The 20,739-nt window shown below is 28.9% G+C and carries 18 protein-coding genes; 4 read left to right on the top strand and 14 right to left on the bottom strand.

The window, feature by feature from the left end; all coding sequences use genetic code 11:
- Window positions 1–23: 23 nt before the first annotated feature.
- Both G594_RS0117430 and G594_RS0117425 read right to left on the bottom strand, forming a co-directional pair.
- Window positions 24–1,877: a glycoside hydrolase family 13 protein gene (locus G594_RS0117430; RefSeq protein WP_242829746.1), complete on the bottom strand. Its 1,854-nt coding sequence runs from the start codon at window positions 1,875–1,877 to the stop codon at window positions 24–26.
- Window positions 1,867–3,201 (bottom strand): MATE family efflux transporter, encoded by a 1,335-nt coding sequence (locus tag G594_RS0117425; RefSeq protein WP_027099722.1) that lies wholly within the window; start codon window positions 3,199–3,201, stop codon window positions 1,867–1,869. The genes G594_RS0117430 and G594_RS0117425 overlap by 11 nt, the downstream gene beginning before the upstream one ends.
- A 116-nt stretch (window positions 3,202–3,317) precedes the next feature.
- On the opposite strand from G594_RS0117425, the gene G594_RS0117420 reads away from it, so the two are divergent.
- The 4 genes from G594_RS0117420 to G594_RS0117405 all read left to right on the top strand — a co-directional run bounded on the left by G594_RS0117420 (window position 3,318) and on the right by G594_RS0117405 (window position 7,457).
- On the top strand, window positions 3,318–3,986 hold the full coding sequence (locus G594_RS0117420) for a helix-turn-helix transcriptional regulator (protein ID WP_027099721.1): 669 nt from the start codon (window positions 3,318–3,320) through the stop codon (window positions 3,984–3,986).
- Window positions 3,987–4,115: 129 nt separating this feature from the next.
- On the top strand, window positions 4,116–5,672 hold the full coding sequence (locus tag G594_RS0117415; protein WP_027099720.1) for an MBOAT family O-acyltransferase: 1,557 nt from the start codon (window positions 4,116–4,118) through the stop codon (window positions 5,670–5,672).
- Window positions 5,673–5,682: 10 nt separating this feature from the next.
- Window positions 5,683–6,795 carry a hypothetical protein gene (locus tag G594_RS0117410; RefSeq protein ID WP_027099719.1) on the top strand — a complete coding sequence of 371 codons (1,113 nt, stop codon included), beginning with the start codon at window positions 5,683–5,685 and terminating at the stop codon, window positions 6,793–6,795.
- Window positions 6,796–6,953: 158 nt separating this feature from the next.
- Complete coding sequence (locus tag G594_RS0117405) at window positions 6,954–7,457, top strand: hypothetical protein (protein ID WP_027099718.1); 504 nt, start codon at window positions 6,954–6,956, stop codon at window positions 7,455–7,457.
- A 56-nt stretch (window positions 7,458–7,513) separates the two neighbouring features.
- Here G594_RS0117405 and G594_RS0117400 read toward each other — a convergent pair whose 3' ends face one another.
- The 12 genes from G594_RS0117400 to G594_RS0117345 form a co-directional block, all read right to left on the bottom strand.
- Window positions 7,514–8,584, bottom strand: coding sequence for an amidase family protein (locus G594_RS0117400; RefSeq protein WP_051196078.1), 1,071 nt, complete (start codon window positions 8,582–8,584; stop codon window positions 7,514–7,516).
- A gap of 50 nt (window positions 8,585–8,634) precedes the next feature.
- Complete coding sequence (locus G594_RS0117395; RefSeq protein ID WP_027099716.1) at window positions 8,635–9,846, bottom strand: phosphopentomutase; 1,212 nt, start codon at window positions 9,844–9,846, stop codon at window positions 8,635–8,637.
- A gap of 16 nt (window positions 9,847–9,862) precedes the next feature.
- Window positions 9,863–11,023, bottom strand: a complete 1,161-nt coding sequence (locus tag G594_RS0117390) for a YhfX family PLP-dependent enzyme (protein ID WP_027099715.1) — start codon at window positions 11,021–11,023, stop codon at window positions 9,863–9,865.
- Window positions 11,024–11,037: 14 nt separating this feature from the next.
- Entirely contained in the window at window positions 11,038–12,144 is a 1,107-nt protein-coding gene (locus G594_RS0117385; protein ID WP_027099714.1) for an aminotransferase class V-fold PLP-dependent enzyme, read from the bottom strand.
- Between the two features lie 14 nt (window positions 12,145–12,158).
- Window positions 12,159–13,037: a phosphotriesterase family protein gene (locus G594_RS0117380; protein WP_034867056.1), complete on the bottom strand. Its 879-nt coding sequence runs from the start codon at window positions 13,035–13,037 to the stop codon at window positions 12,159–12,161.
- A 134-nt stretch (window positions 13,038–13,171) separates the two neighbouring features.
- Window positions 13,172–14,458, bottom strand: coding sequence for a YhfT family protein (locus tag G594_RS0117375; RefSeq protein WP_027099712.1), 1,287 nt, complete (start codon window positions 14,456–14,458; stop codon window positions 13,172–13,174).
- Between the two features lie 70 nt (window positions 14,459–14,528).
- Complete coding sequence (locus tag G594_RS20005) at window positions 14,529–16,265, bottom strand: serine hydrolase (protein ID WP_065423211.1); 1,737 nt, start codon at window positions 16,263–16,265, stop codon at window positions 14,529–14,531.
- A gap of 34 nt (window positions 16,266–16,299) precedes the next feature.
- Entirely contained in the window at window positions 16,300–16,656 is a 357-nt protein-coding gene (locus G594_RS0117365; RefSeq protein ID WP_027099711.1) for a DUF2620 domain-containing protein, read from the bottom strand.
- Between the two features lie 19 nt (window positions 16,657–16,675).
- Window positions 16,676–17,026, bottom strand: a complete 351-nt coding sequence (locus G594_RS0117360) for a PRD domain-containing protein (RefSeq protein ID WP_027099710.1) — start codon at window positions 17,024–17,026, stop codon at window positions 16,676–16,678.
- 48 nt (window positions 17,027–17,074) lie between these two features.
- Window positions 17,075–17,974, bottom strand: coding sequence for a GntR family transcriptional regulator YhfZ (gene yhfZ / locus G594_RS0117355; protein WP_242829745.1), 900 nt, complete (start codon window positions 17,972–17,974; stop codon window positions 17,075–17,077).
- 186 nt (window positions 17,975–18,160) lie between these two features.
- Window positions 18,161–18,484 carry a DUF6572 domain-containing protein gene (locus G594_RS0117350; protein ID WP_027099708.1) on the bottom strand — a complete coding sequence of 108 codons (324 nt, stop codon included), beginning with the start codon at window positions 18,482–18,484 and terminating at the stop codon, window positions 18,161–18,163.
- A 143-nt stretch (window positions 18,485–18,627) separates the two neighbouring features.
- Window positions 18,628–20,646: a methyl-accepting chemotaxis protein gene (locus G594_RS0117345; protein ID WP_027099707.1), complete on the bottom strand. Its 2,019-nt coding sequence runs from the start codon at window positions 20,644–20,646 to the stop codon at window positions 18,628–18,630.
- Window positions 20,647–20,739 lie beyond the last annotated feature (93 nt).

Genomic DNA, 20,739 nt, shown 5'->3' with positions numbered 1-20,739 from the left:
TTATTTAAGAATTTATATTTCAATTATAATAGTACTTTAAATTCATATCCCTTTAATTTTATAGACTCCTTAAGATCTATATTCTCTTCATTAAATACATCAAATGCTTTTCTATTTTTTAGTTCATCCATGAAAGGTATAACTATTTCCTCCTTTGAATTATTAATTATTACCGTTATATCTTCCTTTTTATATATCAAAACAGGAGTATTTTTTCCTGCTATCACCCACTTATTTTCTAGTGCTTTAAGCTGTGGATTTACTTTTCTCATATTTATTAATTTTTTAGTAAAATCTAACATATCCTTGTCTTGTTTTTCTTTATCCCAAGCCATACATCTTCTATGAAACTCTTGCCCATTACCTTGATTACCTTCCATGCCTATTTCTGTACCATAATAAATGCAAGGAGAACCAGCTTGAGTAAACATAAATAATAATGCTAACTTTACCTTCTCTTTACTACCTTTAGCTAATGTAAGAATTCTAGGAGTATCATGGCTATCTAAAAGATTAAACATCACTTCATTTACTTGCTTTGGATAGCTTACATTTACTTTATTAATCATGTATTTAAACTCTTCTCCATTAGCACAATCATAGCAAAAGAAGTCTTTAATCCCATCTCCTAATGGATAATTCATAACACCATTAAATTGATCCCCCATAAGCCAAGGTAAAGAATCATGCCATATCTCTCCTACTATATAACTGTTAGGATTTACTGCTAATATTCTTTCCTTAAACTTTCTCCAAAACACATGATCAATTTCATTACTTACATCTAATCTCCAACCATCAATATTCATTTCACCAGACCAGTACTCCCCAACCTTTAGTAAGTACTCAACAACATCTGGATTTTCTGTATTTAATTTTGGCATTTTAGGGGTTCTTCCAAAGGTTTCATAATTTAGGTTTCTACCATCTAATTTTTCTAGTGGCCTATCTACTGCTGGGAACTTATTTATATGAAACCAATCCTTAAATTTAGATTTTTCACCATTTTTAATTACATCCTGCCATTGAGGTGAAAAATATCCCATATGATTAAACACACCATCTAATAATATTTTCATATTTCTTTTATGCAACTCATCAACTAATTCTTTGAAAGTTTCTTTATCTCCTAAGGCTGGATCAATTTGGAAATAATCGATTGTTTCATATCTATGATTAGATGTTGCTTTAAAAATAGGACATAGATATAATCCTGTAATTCCCAAATCCTCTAAATAATCAAGTTTCTCTATTATTCCTCTTAAGTCCCCTCCCATGAAGTTTTTACCTGTTGGCTCTGTTCCCCAAGGCTCCACTCCTTCAGGATTTATAGATGGATCTCCATTATTAAATCTATCAGGAAATATTTGATACCAAATCATATCTTTTGCCCATTCTGGTGATTTAGGAACATCTATATTATTCAAATAAGGGAAACAAAAGAAATCAGAGACTTTGCTTAATATATAGATATCATCATTTTTTCCTAATTCATATATCTTCTTTTCAGTAAAAAGGATTTTTTCCTCTTTCCCTTCTAATATAAATGCATATCTCGACCTCTTTTTTTCTGGCTTATATTCTCCTATCCAATAATCAAAATACTCTGTTTCAACCTCTTTTTTCATAGGAAGAGTTTCAGCTTTCCATCCTGTACCTCCAGCACCTAAGTTACCACCATCTGCTCCCCCAACTTCCCATATATAAGGATCTCCAATTCTTAAATAAGCTTTTTTTACTTCTCCTTTTTTGGTCCTAATCCTTAAATGTAAGGTTTCACTATCATATCCATAAGAATAATTACTCTTTGGAAGATGAAAAATTCCTTCTCTTGTTATTCTGCCACACATTTTATCCTCTCCTTCTCTATCTAACAAATGATTTTTCTTCCCACTTTCTTGATTTCCACCTTAATGCCACTAAAACTCCTCTTATGATTTCATCTAATGCAAATCCTATCCATACTCCAATTAACCCAAGTCCTAGCCCTATACCTAAAACATAAGAAATTCCAACAGCAAAAGTCCACATTGAAAATATTGCTATATATACAGGAAACTTTACATCTCCAGTTGCTCTTAAACCATTAATACCTATAAGATTCGTTGTCCTTCCAAACTCAAGAAATATATTTACAAATAAAACCTGACTTCCTAATGATAATATCTCTTCATTAGTTGTAAATATTGCCAATATATACTTTCCAACTATAGCAAGTAAAATACTCATACTAATTGTTACAATTAGAGATCTAGTAACACAGTATTTAAATAAGTTAAATGCTTTATCTTTTTCACCTTCACCAATAAGCCTTCCTATTAAAATACTTCCCCCTTGGGCAACCCCTTGTGCAAAAAGATAGGCTAAAAAAGCAATATTTCCAACATAAGTTTTTGTAGCCATACTGGCTATACCTATGGTATTTATTATGCTTGTTATAACTAATTGGCTTAAGTTATATGAAAGTTGTTCTCCTAATGTTGGAAGTCCTATTGAAACTATATTTTTTAAATGATTAACAGGAAATATTTTAAATAAATCCAATTTAAACTTATTCATAACCACCTTATAAACTCTATATCCTAAAAAAATACAAGCTATAACCTTACTTAATGTAGTTGATATAGCTGCACCTGCAATCCCTAGCTGTGGAAATCCAAAATTACCAAATATCAATATATAATTCCCTATTACATTTACTACATTCATTAATATAGTTATCTTCATACAGGTTTTTGTAAGTCCATATGCTCTTAATATTGCTGTAAATGTCATCATTATTGCTGCAACAAAACTTGCTCCACCAACAATCCCCATATAAGTATTACCCATAGAAATTAATTCACTTGGAGTGTTTAACAATTTAAACATAAACTCCCCACCAAGAATTATTACTATACTTAAAACTATACCAAGAACTCCATTTACTCCTATTGATAAGCCACAAATTTCAACTATATTTTTTTCATCCTTATTGGAGCCAAAGTATTGAGTTAATAAAATGGTTGTCCCAGATGTAATTACTACAAACATAAGGTTTACCATCCATATTATTTGGTTAGATACTCCAACTATTGCTACTGCTTCATCTGAATATTTACCAAGCATGAATATATCAATACTACCTAATAAATACATTAGTATAAGCTCTATCATTATTGGCCAAGTTATTGAAAGAAGCTTGCTTTTTATCTCTTTCATATAAATACCTCTCAAATTATTAAATTCACTTGAATTATAGCACCATACAACTTTATAGCTTTTATATTTTTTAGTTTTTTTGTATAATTTTTATATAATATATTAGGAGTGATGATATGGATAAGTTTATTGGAGATGACGATTTCTTTTATACTGACTTCTTTATTTTGATAAAGACAAATAACTTTCCTCAAATTTTAGAGAGATTAAAAAAGAAACATGAATATGAAAATTCAATAGATAAGGATATCTTAGAAAAAAAACATGACCTTATTATTTGGAATGCTTTTTTATCAAAGGAAGTAATTAAGGATAGGATAATAAAAACAGCTCTTCACGATATTTATAATAAATTTTATTTAGAAATACTAAAATGTACTTCACTAAAAGATTTGCAGGAGCTAGAAATAGAGATATTTAAACAATATATTACTAGAATTATATCTAATATGGAGGTTACAAATAGCTTAACTGTTAACCGTTCCTTAAGATATATACACATGCATATAGAAAACTACTTTTCCTTAAATAAAATGGCTAATGAACTTAACGTTTCTGCTTCATATATTAGTACATTATTCAAAAAAACTATGGGTATATCCATTAATGAATATGTACATGAAGTTAAGATAAATAGAGCTAAAATTCTCTTAAAAACCACCTCTAAAACTATGATTGAAATAGCTCAACAGCTTGGATATTCAGATTCAAGTCATTTTTCTAAGAAATTTAAAGAAAAGGAAGGGCTATCACCTATATCCTATAGAAATAATAATGGTTTTTAAGTTTCTATTTGTATCCCTCTAATCTTACAAATATTAAAATATTTTCTTAAGATTCCCTTATTTTTTGGAAAAATATTGATAAAATAAGATATAATATTTCATGACATCTTATTTTATGGAGGATAAATTATGAGCTTTAACTCTTATGAATTTTTAATTTTCTTTTTACCAATATCCTTAATTGGATATTATGGTTTACATAAGTTAAATAATAAGAAATCTCTTGTATTTTGGTTATGTCTAGCCTCCCTTTTCTTTTATGGAGCTAATAACCCAAAAGTTATTCTTATATTTTTCTTATCTATAATAACTAATTATATATTTACCAAAGTAATTTTATCTAAAAATAATACAAGCCTCACCAAAAGCTTCTTAATTTTAGGAATTACTTTAAACATATTATTTTTATGTTTCTTTAAATACTTTAACTTTAAAAATATTGTATTCCCGCTAGGAATAAGCTTTATTACATTCCAGCAAATATCATTACTTTATGATAGCTATAAAAGAAATGTTAATGATTTTTCATTTTTAAATTATCTATTTTACATAACATTTTTCCCTAAGGTTATTTCAGGCCCTTTAGTTAACTATAATTCATTAACTGAAGAGCTAGATAAAAGCAGTAAAAGTGAAGTAAATTATGCTAGTATTTCTAAAGGAATATTCCTATTTTCCATTGGATTATTTAAAAAGGTAATTATTGCAGATACAATTGCACTAATAGTTACTAATGGATTTGATCTAAGTTCAAATTTAAATTTTCTTGAGGGGTGGATTACAGCATTAAGCTATACTCTTCAAATATATTTTGACTTTAGCGGATATAGTGATATGGCAATAGGAATAGCTGCACTGTTCAATATAAATTTACCAATGAACTTTAATACTCCTTACAAATCTAGGTCTATAAAGGAATTTTGGCAGCGTTGGCATATAGCTTTAGGTACCTTCTTTACTAGATATCTTTATATTCCTTTAGGAGGAAATAGAAAAGGACAAGCACGAACATACTTAAACTTATTTATTATCTTCTTAATAAGTGGAATATGGCATGGTACGGGCTTGGGATTTATTATATGGGGTATCTTACACGGAATTGCACGTGTAATTAATCAAATATTTATAGATAAAAAAATACATGTAAATAAATATTTATCTATATTTATTACATTTAACTTTGTAAATATTGCTTGGGTATTTTTTAGAGCAACTGATTTAAAGTCTGCATTTAAAGTTTTAAAAGCAATGTTTGACTTCTCATTTATCCCAGAAATACTTCCTTTATTTAAGGATAACTTTAAGGTTATAACTACAATATTAATAATTGCAGTCCTTCTAGTTACTTTAAGTAAGATAAATAAACTTAATAAGATTAACAATAAATTGATAATAAAAATATCTCTTTCCATATTAATTATATTATTTGGAGCAGATTTCTTTATAAATGGAAACTTTAATTTCTTAAAAGATGCTCTAGCAAACTTAGACTTTGGTTCTGATTTTGTTATGGCTCTAAAGATTGCAATTATAGGTTTTATACTTATATGTGTAGACTTTAAAAATATTATTTCAACTGAGGACTTTAATCCTACTTTTGTAAATTTAGTACTAGCTTCATTACTTACTTTCATTTCAACATTAAACTTTGATAAAGTTAGTGACTTTATTTACAAGAGCTTTTAGGAGGTGCAAAATGAATAAGCATAAAAAATGGTGTATAGGTTTTTTAGGTATAATGCTAGTAAGCTTATTTACAATGGGATTTGCAATATACTCTATAGACCCTTATCAAATATATAACTTTAACAATCCATCAAAAGAATTTATGGAATCCAGGTCTTTATATATTCAAAGATATCTAGCTGCTGGATTTGCAAAGAACTTGGATTATGAAACTATTTTAGTTGGAAGCTCTATGAGTGAAAACATGACTGTTAACAAAATGGATGAAGCTTTTGACACAAAATCAGCTAAGCTTTCTATCTCTGGAGGAACCCCTTATGAGATAAAAAATGTGTTAAAAAAAGCAATCTCTACTGGAAAAGTAAAAAATGCAATAGTTTGTGTAGATGGTTATATGTATAAGAATGAAATAGATTTTCATAGAACTCCATACCCTGAATACTTATATGATAACAATCCTTTTAATGACTTAAGATACCTTTTAAATCTTGTTATTTTTAAGGATGCAGTACAATTATATACTAATAATAAATCAACTCCTGAAGGGTTTGATATAAATAATCTTTATTTAGATAATCCTAATACAATCTATTCTTATGACAGAGTGTTAGATGGTTATGAGGTTCCAATTTATTCTGACATAAGAGATAATACTTTAGAGAATGATTTTAAGAGAATGTTAAGCTTCCCTGAAGACAATGAACACTATATCCTTATGCAAAAAAACTTTGAAGCTAACCTTCTTTCAATAATAAAGGATAATCCTGATGTAAACTTTAAGTTATACTACCCACCAAATTCAATCCTATATTGGAACAGAACAGTTGGTGGTGATCAGCACCTAAGATTATTAAGATTTAAGCAATATATGTATGAAACCCTTAGAGAATACCCTAATGTTGAAATATATGATTTCCAAGATGTAAAGCAAATAACTTTTAACCTTGAATATTACAAAGATAGTTCTCACTACTCAAAGGAAGTATGTGACAAACTAATTGAAAGAATGGCAACAAAGACTGATTTGCTTACAGATGATAACTATCTTCAAAAGATTGAAAATCTATCAAATCAATTGCAAAATGCTACATTAAAAGAAATAAGAGAATACTCTAAAAGGTAACTAAAGGTAAAAAAGAGAAATCCCATAGCGATTTCTCTTTTTAATCTTCTAAATAAAATTCACTAATAACTTCTTATTGTTTATTTAAGAAAAATATTAACCTGCCGACTCTAAGCATATGGTATAATTTTACTATAGCTGTGTGGGAGGTGTTTATAATGAAACTTATCTTTGCCTTACTTTTTATTCTACTAATTTTAATTCTTACTTACTATATTTATAAAAACTCATCAATTTATTATGCTAAAACAAATAAAGAATCACTTATATGTAAAGTAAGATGCTCCTCAAGGACTTCAATATTTTTCTTAGTATTTTCAGCAATAATAATCTTACTTCTAATAAATGAAATGATGAATTTCAGCACATTTAATTTTTATTATTTATTTGCTTTTATGTATTTACCACAATACATCCTATTTTTGCTATCTGATACCACTATATATATTTTTAAGGATAGAATTATCTCAAGTAATACCACTATAAAACTTAGTGATATATCTAAGATAGAAATTAAACCTACAAAAAGACCTAATAAGTTTTCCTTACTTATTACTAAAGGAAAATCAACCTATGTAGAAACTATTTATAGTAACGGAAGAGAAAAACTTATTGAAAGCTTAAAGCCTTTATTAAATGAAAATATAGAATTTATATATTAAGAGGCTGTCCTAAGACAGCCTCTTAACTTTCTCTATAACTTCATGATTTGTTATATTTAAAAATCTAATGAATTAACGAACTTTTCTTTTCTAATAAAATATTTTTCATATATATCTGGTCTTTTTATAACCTCATTTATTTCTTCTGCTAAAGCAAATAATCCATGTATTTTTTCTTTTCCTTCCTTTGAACACAAGACTATTCCAGATGCAATTTCATTTACTGGTAATGTAATAGCCGAACATCTACATATATTAGCTGATTTTACTAATGCTTTTCCTCCATTTTTAGTTATTTCTTTTGCCCCATTACCCAAAAAGCTCTTTTGAATTGTTTCATCATATCCATATAAATCTATAGGCCCCTCAAAATTAATGATAATATCACCAATATCATTACTAAAAATATTATTAATATCTTTAATGGAACTTTCCCTATTATATATATCCTGAAATCTATATTCCACTATAGTTAATTTATGATAGCTCTTTATTTTATTTAAAATATTAATAACTTTATTATAAATATCTTCCCCCTCTATTGTTTTACATGTATTCTTCTTAGATATAACAACCCTCACTTCTTTTAAAGAATATTCCTCTAGCGACATCAACTCATTAACTACACATTTAAGAGTAGGAAGATCTTTTGAAATCAATCCTATTCCTGGCTTAAAAGCAATGTTATCTGTTGAAACTCCTTTTTTACTTATTTCTAACCCTGCACCTTTTCCTAAGAATGAAAATAAGTTTAAACTTAGTGCTGGTGCTAAAACAGATCCTCCTCCATCTGTTCCTATGCCAAAATCATTTATCCCTTTAAAAACATTTATTGCAGTTCCTGAAGAAGATCCTGTCATTGCTCTATAAGTTAATGGATTTATTAACTCTGTATCTATACTTCTTCCTAAATGAGACATCCTATCTATAGTTGTCCATAAAAACTTTTTATTATTTCTAATGTTATCTATTAAGCTTCTAGGAATATCCCCTGTGTTTTTAACTCCAAAAGTTAAATATTCTTCATCTTTCTCTTTAACTTCTTCTAAAATATTAGGATTAATTTCCATTACAGATTTATTTAAATTATCTTTAGCTAAAACGATAGCTTTATCAATCTTTCTCATAAGGCCTCCTATAAAATAATCTCAGTAAAAATTTACTGAGATTATCTATTCTATATTATTTTACTCAAAAAACTAGTTCCATTTTCAGGTGAAGCAACATTAAAATATTCTGCAACAGTAGCACCTACATCAGAAAGAGTTTCTCTTTCTCCTATATTTACACCTGTTTTTATATTCTTCCCTGTTATCATTAATGGGACCATCTCTCTAGTATGTTTTGAATGTCCTATTGTAGGATCATTCCCATGATCAGCCATAACTATAAGAATATCTTCTTCTTTTAAAGTATTAATAAGTTCTCCTATAAGACTATCTGCAATCTTTAGTTTTTCTGCATATCTATCTACATTTTCACTATGTCCAGCTAGATCTGTTTCTTGCACATTACAACAAATAAACCCATTATTTATCTCTTTAGCTATTTCAATAGTTCTTTCTAGAACAGATTTAGTATCTACCATTGAAATACTTCTTCCTCTTTCATTGATAACTACATCTGCAACTTTTCCAAGTAAATATACAGGTATATTATTTTCAGATAAAATAGTAGTTACTTGTGTTTGAGGATCTACACCATATCCCAAATGAATACACTCATATCCATCATCATACACACCTGACTTTGGCGCATTCACTCCAATAAATCCACCATCTTTTTCTTCAATAGCATTTAATATATTATCTAAAGTAATTCCTTTGCCTCCAAAAGTAATAACTCTTGGAACTTTTACAACTTCTCTAACTAATTTTCCTATTTTTAAAACTTCTTTAAAAGGTATTATATCCAATGCTGATGTAATATTTATAGCCTGTCCTAAATCGCACTCTATATTATCTGCCACAGTTAAGGCTTCTTCTACAATTAATAATTTCTCACTAAATCCTTCTGAGTATCTTACCTTGTATCCTGCTTTCATTAATACTTCATAGATTTCATCAATCTTAACCTTTAAAGGTTCAGTAAATGGCTTTTTAGGTCTTGTACCCATTATTTCCTGATGTCCAAAGAATGTATCAGCACCAAAATGAGTTAACTTCCCTTTTCCCCATGTTGCAGTATTACTGAACTTCATACCATTCACTTCTTTGGATAATACATTCATTAATCCTATTTTTTCTAGATTGTTGAGTATTAAATCTTTTCTCTGTTCTAAAATATGTAAACATGTATTAGAACCAATGTCTGTAGGTCTACACTTACTTACATCATCCATTTCACCAATTCCAAATCCATCTAACACAACAACTATAAACTTTTTCATACTATCACTTCCAAAACTATTTAATTTCCATACCTAGTGAATTGTATAATCCTACTACCTTAGGTTTATTAGTTGAAATTCCTTTTACAACTGCTACATTGCTTCTAGTAACAAATATTTGGCTTCTAAAAGCCATAATAACTGTATCTCCAACTTTTGAATTTTCACTTAGTTCAAAATGATAATCTATACTTTCATCTGTTGGTGGAATCACCTTAACCTTCTTAGAATCCTCTAATGACTTTCCTACTAAAGCTTTTTCTACATGTGATCTTCTATAGTGTCCTCCACCATAACAATAAGACTTTTCTTGTAAATTATGCGATACTTCCGATACATAAATTAAAGCTGGGATTTCTGCTGTATTATTATATTTATGGAAAGGAGTTGTACCAGTTAACCCATGCCCTGGCTCTCCATGAGTACCTCCATTTTCACTTATTAGCTTAACGCTTTCTGTGCATGTAGCTGAAGGCATATTTAATTGATCAATTTTCAAATCAAATTTTTCTTCAAGTATTTCTTTTGCTTTTTTAATAGTTTTTATATTATTTGTTGCCTCAATTTTATTTTCTGATTCTTTATATAAAAAACATGGAAAAGATGCTATTCCAGCTATCCTTACATTTTTTAAACTAATTAGTTCACTAACCTTCTCCTCTAACTCACTCAAGAAAAAACCACCATACTGTCCTGAATAAAGGCTATCATTTTCATCTAATACTCTTAGCATTATCTTCTGAGTTATGCCTAGCTCCTTACAAACTAGGTCTATTTGTTTTGCTTTCTCTATAGAATAAACTGTTATATAATCTGGTTTACTTGAAACTATCTTTTTTAATAATGAAGTTGGAATTTGAACAAGATGTCCAACATGACCTATCTTTATTCCATTATTTATCATAACTTCTGCTTCTCTAAAATCTACTACAACTGCACCTTCATAACCCAATTTCATAAGTTCCTTACATACTAAAGGATTTCTACCAATTTGTTTAGACATGAAATATAATTTAACATTATACTTATCAGCTTCTTCTTTAATTCTTCTTGCATTCTCAATAGTTCTATCTAAATCAATTACATAAGTATCAGGCTCAATTACACCTTTTTTATGGAGTTCAAAGGCTACATTTATTAATTCTTTATTTTTTTCGACCGTCTTTTCTAGAAACACCTTACTCCCTCCTTTTATGCTTCATTCATTGCTTCTTTAATTGCACTATTTAATATTCTAATTATAGTATCTGCTCCACTTCTCATCGGATTAATTCTTATCATTCTCTTTTCTAATGTTGGATCAGCAGCTCTAAATGTTCCTGAAACTCTATACATCATTGGAGCAAACTCATACTTAGATTCAGATCCTACTGGATGAGATGCAGCACCATATTTAGGTGTTATTTCAAGAACCTTTTCTGCTATATTTTCTTTTAGTTCAACAATTAATACTTTTGATTGAGCATTAACTAAAAATGCATCCTTTATTTCAGGTATTTCACCTGCTTTCAATCTTTCAACTAATTCCTCATTAACTTGTGACTGTATTGCTAATGACACAGGTGCATACACTAAACCTCTTAAAGCTTCCATTGCTTCAAATCCTTGAACTTGACTTCCACCAGAATAATTTAATGAATATACTTTATCAATAAGTTCTTTCTTTCCGATAAGTACACCAACACCTTCTGGTCCTAATATTTTGAAACATGAAAAACTTCCAAGATCTGCTCCACATTGATTTCCTATCTTCTTAATCTTTAATGCAGCATAATTATCATCAGTTATAATTCTTATATTTGGATTTTCATTTTTTATAGTATGAATTACCTCTTGTAATTCATAACAATCCTCTATCTGCTGCCTTGTATTTTGCACTAATGCCCCCTTTATGTCAGGATTCTCATTTATAACTCTTTTTATATCATTAATGTTATTAAAGTTAGCTTTTACAACCTTAAGACCCATAGTTTCTATTGTTACTTTTGACGTAGGATATATTGGTGCTTCATGTACTAAAATCTTTTCTCCAGACTTCATAAAACTTATAAGGCCCCATCTTATTGCACCTGTCCCTGCACCTCTTACCAAAATTGATGCCTCTGCATCAAATACGTCTGCAAATACTTTTTCAACCTTTTGTGTATAAGTTGGCTTATTTAAGCCTTTTACTACACCTAAATCTCCTAGGGCAAGAACTTCTCTTCCATCAAAATATTTTGTTACTGTATCTATAATTTTAAATTGTAATTCCATAGCTTCTTGTAATGAAATTGAGTTTAACGGAAATGTCTTCATACCTCTTCCCCCTACTATAATTGATAAATTCTTTTTATATTATTAACTAACATATTTTCAATATGTTTATCTTTGATTTCTGATTTAAGTAACATTGGTACAAATGTATCTATCAAATATGAATAACCTATTCCACCATTTTCTTTAAAATGAGATTTTCTAGTTATATCAACAGACATAACTATTTGATTTGAATAACCTGATAAACATAATTCTCTTAACCATTTAACTCTATTTTCATCTGGTTGATAATTATTTTTACCAATAGTATCAAATGCTATATTTACACCTTTATCTAAAAGAGATTTCATATATTCTAAATCCCCACTTAAGTCAATATGACTTAAAATCACTTTATTTAAATCAACATTATATTTCTTAAATACATCAACTTGTTCATGTCCTAACTTTCCCAATGTTGTATGAGTTACTATTGGACATCCTGTTTCAATATGAGCCCTACATCCTGCATTTAGAACCTTATGCTCCATATCTTCAATTCTATTTAAACTTGTTCCTATCTCACCAATAACTGAAGCCTTAATCCCTGTATCTTCTATCCCATATAATATTTCATTAATCATAATTTTAGATAATTCTACTTCATCTAGATTGTAAACCTCTTGTGGCAAAAATGGTTCTTTATAATATCCCGTTGCACTTAATATCTTAATCCCACTTTCTTTACTTACTTCATTTACATATTGTACATCTCTACCCATACCTCTATTAGTCATGTCAATTATTGTTGATACTCCTTTAGAAACTAAATTTCTAAACTCTTCAATCGTTTGCTCCTTATTATCTAAATGACAATCTTTATCTTTTTTTATTCCTGACAAATCTATAGTAGTATGTTCATGAGCATAAATTATTTCTTTATTTATATTCATAAATATCCATCCTAACTAATAATAATTTATTGATACTTATGGGTGAAATCCAATCATAGATTAGATTCCACCCAATTACTTTATCAAAATATCAAAATATCAAAACATAATCTTTTACTTTATAATTGTTAAATTTAAGCTGGTATTTGATATAATCCTATTAAATATAAGATATTAATTAATATACCTACTCCAATTGCTCCAACTGGTCCAACAGCCATATCTACTATTGGCTTCTTTGAAGTCTTATTTAAAACATATAAGCCTACTACCATAAATAATCCAAATCCTGGAGCCATAGCTTGAGCAGCCATCATTCCTCCAACAAGTAATGCTACTTCTAACACCTTACTCATTGCTGTTCTTATATTATCACCACATTTTCTTACACCTGGGAACTTGTCCATTAGCTTAGCTAATACATCTAATAATAAAATCTCAATAGCCATTACTGCTGCTCCAGCTATAAATGCAATTAAAGGATTAGATATTAATAATCCAACAACAAATACAAACGTCATACCTGCTGGTGCATATACACCTGTTGAAATAGCTGTTGTAGCTACTAGTGGAATAAACCCTATACCTCTAGCAAATGCTGTCATAGCAGCTTCAACATTTTTACCTTCAGCTAAAAGATTTAAACTTATAGGATCTCCTGCTAACAAACAAAGACTTGTAGCTGCTGAAATTAATCCTCCCATTATTGCTAATATAGGTAAATTCTTTTTTATTCTCTTTACTCTTTCTGCAAATATTGCTGTTAAATCTACTTTGGTTGCGTTTTCATCTGGCTTTTCTTTCATTGCAAAAGCTATCATAATAATCATACCTGCAAGTAATGCCATACCTTCTTGATCTAGCTTAATTGTGTTTTCTCCAATTTTAAATGTTCCATACATAACTGTAATTTGTCTAACTAATAATGCTATAATTCCTGTAATTAATCCTTTTTTATATCCAAATTGATATGCTACAACTAGTGCTGGAAAAACCGCAAAAGCCACTGTAATCGGAGTTCCAACCATTTTTAATGGTTCTAAGAAATTTACTGGTAATTTAGCAAATAAATCTACAACAAATTGAAGTCCATAAACGATACCTATTCCATATATAGCCCCAACAACTCCTGATAATACAATTCCCTTCTTTCCACTAGGACAGAAAGTTCCAATGATATCTGTACCAAGTAATATACTATGCACTAAAATAATTGATGCTGCTATTGATACAGGAATACCAAAACCTATAACAAGTCCAAAACTAATTGCAAAAGAAGTTGCTGCTAAGGCTTTTCTATTCATTCTACCTTCTAAAAATTCTGGAACAATTGCTCTAAAACCATCGTTAAAAACTGCTATTCCTTGGTTAACTAAAATTGCTGATAATGCACCTAGAAGTGCTATTACTAAATATTGCATTAATATCTCTCCTTATCTAATTAGTTCTTAAATATTTCTATAAAGCTCTATCTTAATTTAATAACATTAACTATTTTTTTAATAATTTAAATATAACTCCTAAAGAACTTATTGCTCCAACCACTAGCATTCCTATATTACCAGCACTATCTCCAGTTTTTACAGGTTGGCTACTTTCAATCTTATCATTATCATTTTCTGACTCATTTTTATCAGTTTCATCTTTATCAGACGGATTTGTAGCAGAATTCTTTTCTATAACAAATTTAATTTCTTTTACAGTTTCCTTACCATATCTACCTTGAGCTTTAACCAATAATGTATGCTCTCCAACTTCTGATATCTCTTCATTTTTATATTCTTTTCCATCAAGTAATACTTCTAATAAAGTATCATTTTCTCCAACTGCTATTTCTGCTTTTACTGATTTAGAATAAACTTTTCCATTCTCAACTCCAGTAATATTTATTTCTGGCATTATAGATTCATATACGATATTACATAACTCTCTACTAAATTTAAAAGTACTAGGATAACTACCTGACTCATTCACTCCATTATTTTGTTTGTTAGTTAACGAAATAATCTGTAAGTCATTTTCTTTATCAAATATTACTTGTGTACCTGAAAATCCTGTATGGCCAAACACATTATCGTTAGCATATTTACCCATGTAGCCGCTATTTTCTCCACCTCTATTTATTTCCCAACCATATCCATGACCAAATTTACTTTGGATTGATGTAAACTCATCTACTGTTGCTTGATCATATAATGTTACTCCATTGTATGTTCCACCATTTAATATAAGTTGCCCTAATTTAGATAAGTCACTAGCTGTAGAAAAAACTCCTGCATGACCAGCTACACCTTTATTTGCATACCATGCATTACCATCATTAACTTCACCAATTAATGTATAATCTCTCCATCCTTTGAAGTCTTCTGCTTCTTCTTCACATACATATCCAAAATTATCATCGTCAACCATCTTATATTCGTATGGATTTCCCCATGAAGTTGCTGCTATTCTATCCTTTAATGAAGCATTTTTATTTAAAGGTACATACATTGTGTCATCCATTCCTAAAGGCTTATATATTTCATTTTCTACATATTCATCTAGCTTTTCACCTGTTACTGCTTCAACAATAAAACCTAAAGTCATAAAACTAAAATCACTATATTTTCTATCTGTTCCAGTTTCGTATTCAAGTGGTAAGTCACATATAAATTTTAATTCTTCTTCCGGAGTAGATGCATAATAAAAAGTTGGTTTCCATGGTGTTAATCCAGATGTATGAGTAAGTAAATCTTTTATTTTCACATTCTCTTTACCATTTTTCCCAAACTCAGGAATGTGCTTTATAACCTTATCATTGACATCTAACTTTCCCTCATATGATAGTTTCATTATTGCTTGTGTTGTAGCCATTACCTTTGTTACTGATGCTAAATCATATATAGTTTCTACAGATGTCTTTCTTGGCTTTTCTAATTCTTTTCCCATATCATATTTTTGAGAATCTCCAAAAGCCTTTTCATATACTATCTTCCCATCTTTAGCAACTAAAACTACTCCCCCTGGGAAAGTTCCATTTTTAATATTCTCATTTACTAAATCGTCAATTTTACTTAAATCATTCTTATCAATATTAACTATACTAGCATTATCTTTTTGCATATAATTGATACTATAAGTACTATTTACCTCCTTTGCATTTGCAATTACAGGACTAGCTATCGATATTGATTGACCAAATAAAACTGCTCCTACCAATATTTTTACAACAAGCTTTCTTTTCATAACTATACATCCCCTTTTATAATTTAATACTAACTTATAGTAAGTATTTTAAAATTATTGGAACTACTTCCTCAGCATGTTGAGCTGTAAAACCGTACGCTTTTTTACCTGCTTCAACTTCTGCCTTTATTTCCTCCTCACTTTTAATATGTCCAGGCATTGATATTGTTGCACATTCTCCCATTCCTAGTAGCGCTATTGCCATAGCTAATGCACCACCTCCACCAGTGTTGCATGCACCAAGATATATATCAGCCATACCTGTTTTTATTGCCATAGCTGCCTCTATATCACTCTTGATTTCAATCGTTGCTCTATCTCCTGCTACCTTTGCTGTTATATCAGCCACTTTTTGCTTGTCTATTTGTCCACCAATAACTATTCTTTTCATGAAATTCTCCTCCTAAATCTTATTTATTTAATAGAGTGCAAATATGCATCTCAATAAAATCTCTTTCTTGTCTTGGTAACTCTCCTAATATTTCCTCTAAATAATTTGTAACCTCCACAGCCCTTTTATAATTAATATCAGACTTTACTTGTTCAAATATAAATTCATCTATATTTTCAACTAATTTGTTTTGCTCTATTCTAGTTAATGCTGAAGATAAATGAGTTATAAACATTGCTCCATTTTCTTCCTTTAATTCAATTCCTAGTTTTTCTTTAAAAAATGCTATTACCTTAAGTATTTGGTTATAAGTTTTTTCTGTAATTTGACCTGCATCCCTAAGAATGTTTAATCTTATTGTTAAATCCATCTTTCCACCTCAATGTACAAAATTTTGTATATTAACTTAAAATCAAGCCTAATAATTAGGCATGATTAAACCTTCTAATACTTCTCTTTGATATCTTAAAACTTCTTTTCTATCTAAATTTTTAGAGAATAACTTTGGTAATATTGCGTTCTTCTTTGATGTAATAATTACTGCTTCTGTATCTGATATTCCCAAATTCTCTCTTCCAAGCTTTAATACCTTTACTTCATCGCCATCAATATCATCTTTATTCCATATTGCCGCATCTACTTCTTTGTTCTTTATGGCATTTTTAAGAGAACTGTAAGACATATCAACATACTCTACATTAAAATCATTAAAATATGATAACGTTAGTGATGATTGGTCTATTGAAGACCTATCTATACCAACCTTCATATTATTTCTTATAACACCATCATTATCATTTCTTACAACAAGAACATGCTCATTTACGTAAGAATAATCGCCAAATGCTGCCACTATTTCTATAGGTTCATTATTTTTTAAATAATAATCTGCTGTTAATCTTGAAGTAACTGCAAAATCATATCTTCCATCTAACAAGGCTTTTAATCTATGATTTGCCCCCCTCATAAAGGCTAAATTTACTGATAGGTGTCTATCGTTTAATGTATTGAATATCCCTGTAGCTAAACCTTCATATCTTTTTGAGTATGGTAATGGCATAACTCCAACTAATGAATTTATCCCTGCTACTTCTAATAATTTCAGATAATCTATATAAGTAATAAATGTACCTAAATGTCCTCTAGATTCTAACTTTATTGCACCATAATCCTGTAATAACTTAAGAGAACTTTGAACTGTACCTCTTGCAGTTTCATACTTTTCAGATAAAAATGCAACTGTTGGAATTCTATCATCTACATCCAGTTGAATAAATTCATTTGAAAGGTTTGCTGACATGATACCAATCTTCTGCATCAATTTACTTTTAATCTCCATATTTCTCCCTTTCAATATACATTATTTTGTATATTCATAATATAGCATATCGTGTTTTCGTTTTCAACACTTTTTTAATAATTTTTCAAATTTTATTTTTATTACTACTTAGTACCATTTTGTATTTAAAATGTTAAAAAGGGAAATTGTTATACAATCTCCCTTTTAATCTTCAATTTTATAAACAACATTTATCCCTAAAATTACAAGTTTATTTCTTATCCTATTTAAATATGCTTCACATTTTGGTGTAATTCCATTTTTGAAATTAATTAATATTTCTATTCTCTTTCCTTCTGCATTGGGATAATTCTTATATAACTCTCCATTATCAATAAACTCTAAGTATGAATTAATTTTATCCTGTAAAATAGTTAAATGTTGATATTCATCTCTCCATGATGAATCATCATTTATTGTTAAAATGACATTTCCAAATTTATTATCTATACCTATACTATCAATCTTTTCTCTATCAACTATACTCATTACTTTCCTTCCTTTAATTCTAGTAATATATTAATAATATATTTAAAGATTCTTAAGATGTGTATGTTTAAACATATACTTTCATAAAAGAAAAGAAACACTATAATAAATAGCGTTTCTTCCTAAAAATCAATGTAAATATTCTATCGTGTTTTAAATTTTTCTAATTCACATTTCATATTAGAAGTTTGTTCTACTAAAGAGTCAGATTCCTTAACTGCATCATTACTTAATAATGTTACTTCCTTTGAAGATGATGCAATTTCTTCAGAAGATGCTGTAACCTCTTCTGATATTGCAAGTAATTCATCTATACTTGATAAAATATCTTTCTTTTCATCATTCACTTTGTTTGATTTATCTATAACTTCACTAATCATTGGATGTATGTTATCAATAGACTTAGATATATTTTCAAAACTTGATATTGCTTTATTTATTGATTGACTTTGTCCATTTATATACTCACTCATCCCCTTAGATTCTAAAATTAAAACATTCATTTCTTGTAGTATCTCGCCTACAGCCTCATTAATTTTCTTTGTTGAAGTACTACTTTCAACTGCAAGCTTTCTTATCTCTTCTGCAACAACACTAAATCCTTTTCCTGCTTCCCCAGCTCTTGCAGATTCTATTGCTGCATTTAGAGAAAGTAAGTTTGTATTTTCAGATATTTGTTGAATCAATGATGTTATATTAGTTATTCCATCGAATTTACTTCCCATTCTATTTATCATGTTAATAAAATCTTCAAATTTACAAGTAAGATCCTTAATAGAATTTGTTACACTTATCATATCAGTATTACTATTTTTAGCATTTTTATTTATATCTTCAGCTACTTGGCTTATAGCTTGTATGCATGAGTTCATATCATTTAATATATAATTAAAGTTATCTAGTTTTAAAGTGATACTAGAAAGATTATCCGTTTGAGTTGATGTACCTCCTGCTATATCATTTAATGATATAGATATATTTTCATTATTAGTATTTATTGTTTGGAATAAAGAATGTAACTCTCCAGAAGTAGAATCCACCTTAGCTGATACTATCTTTAACTTCTCTATAATACTTGACATACTAATATTTATTTTTTCTACATCAATAGCTATTTCTCCAAACTCATCATTTCTATTTATTAAGCTTTCTTCTATTTCACTAGCAAAATCTCCATCAGCTATTTTACCAATTGACTCTTTTAACTTAACTACACCATTTGAAATATTTCTTGAAATTAAAATTACTATTATTGATGATACAATAATCAATAATAATCCTATTGCTATTAAGAAAACTCCTATTTCTTTAGCACCCTTTAATATTTCACTTTCGCTTACAGTTACTCCAAGAACCCAATAATCTGAAAGAATTCCTGTATAAACTGTTATATAGTTCTTTCCATCTACCTTATAAGATGTAACACCGTTTATATTTTCCATCATTTCTTCTGCAGCTCTACCAAAGTCCTTATAGTCGCTGTCACCATTTACTAAATCAGGTAATAATGTTAACTTCTCAACTATCTCATTATCTGGGAATGCAAGAATTTGCTTAGTTTCTCTATCTAGTATAAATGCTTGTCCTTCATATCCTATTTCTAAAGAGTTTACAATATTACTGTATTCTAATCCATCTTTTGTAGCAACTACTACACCTATTATTTCCTCTCCAGATTTAATAGGAGCACAATATGCTACTTCTAATTTGCCATCAATTTTTGATATGTATAGTTCAGAGGCTGCTCTTGTTCCCCCTATAGCCATTTTAAAATGTGATGTTTCTTTTATATTCGTTATTTTTCCATTGGTATCAGTATAATTTCCTTCCTTATCTGCAAAAGCAAGGGTCTTAAATGATGATTTTTCTTTTTCCTCTCCTAATAGCTTCATTATCTCATCTTTAGATGTTATATTCTTTAATGTTATAAGTTTTGCCATATCTTCAGAAAGTTGTGCATTACCACGAATCTCCTTCTGTACTAATTGTGATGTATCCTTTGCCACCTGTGATAAAAGGTCTTTAGATAATTTAAGTATCGCTTCCTTTGACTTTAAATAAGTTAGTGATGCTAATAATATAGTAGTAATCATAATTATAGGAATAATTACTTTAAAAATCTTAAACCCTATACTCTTTCTATTAAATATTTTTTTCTTCATTTGCTACTATCCTCCTTTTTTCTCCTGTACAATTAATAATATCGGAGGATTTTAAAAAAAATTAATAATAATTTTTAAAAAAGTTAAAAAAAT

The sequence above is a fragment of the Clostridium paraputrificum AGR2156 genome, assembly GCF_000424025.1.
In the GTDB taxonomy this organism is placed as follows: domain Bacteria; phylum Bacillota; class Clostridia; order Clostridiales; family Clostridiaceae; genus Clostridium; species Clostridium paraputrificum.
Note: the sequence above shows the minus strand (reverse complement) of the source record. Positions and strands in the feature narration are given on the sequence as shown.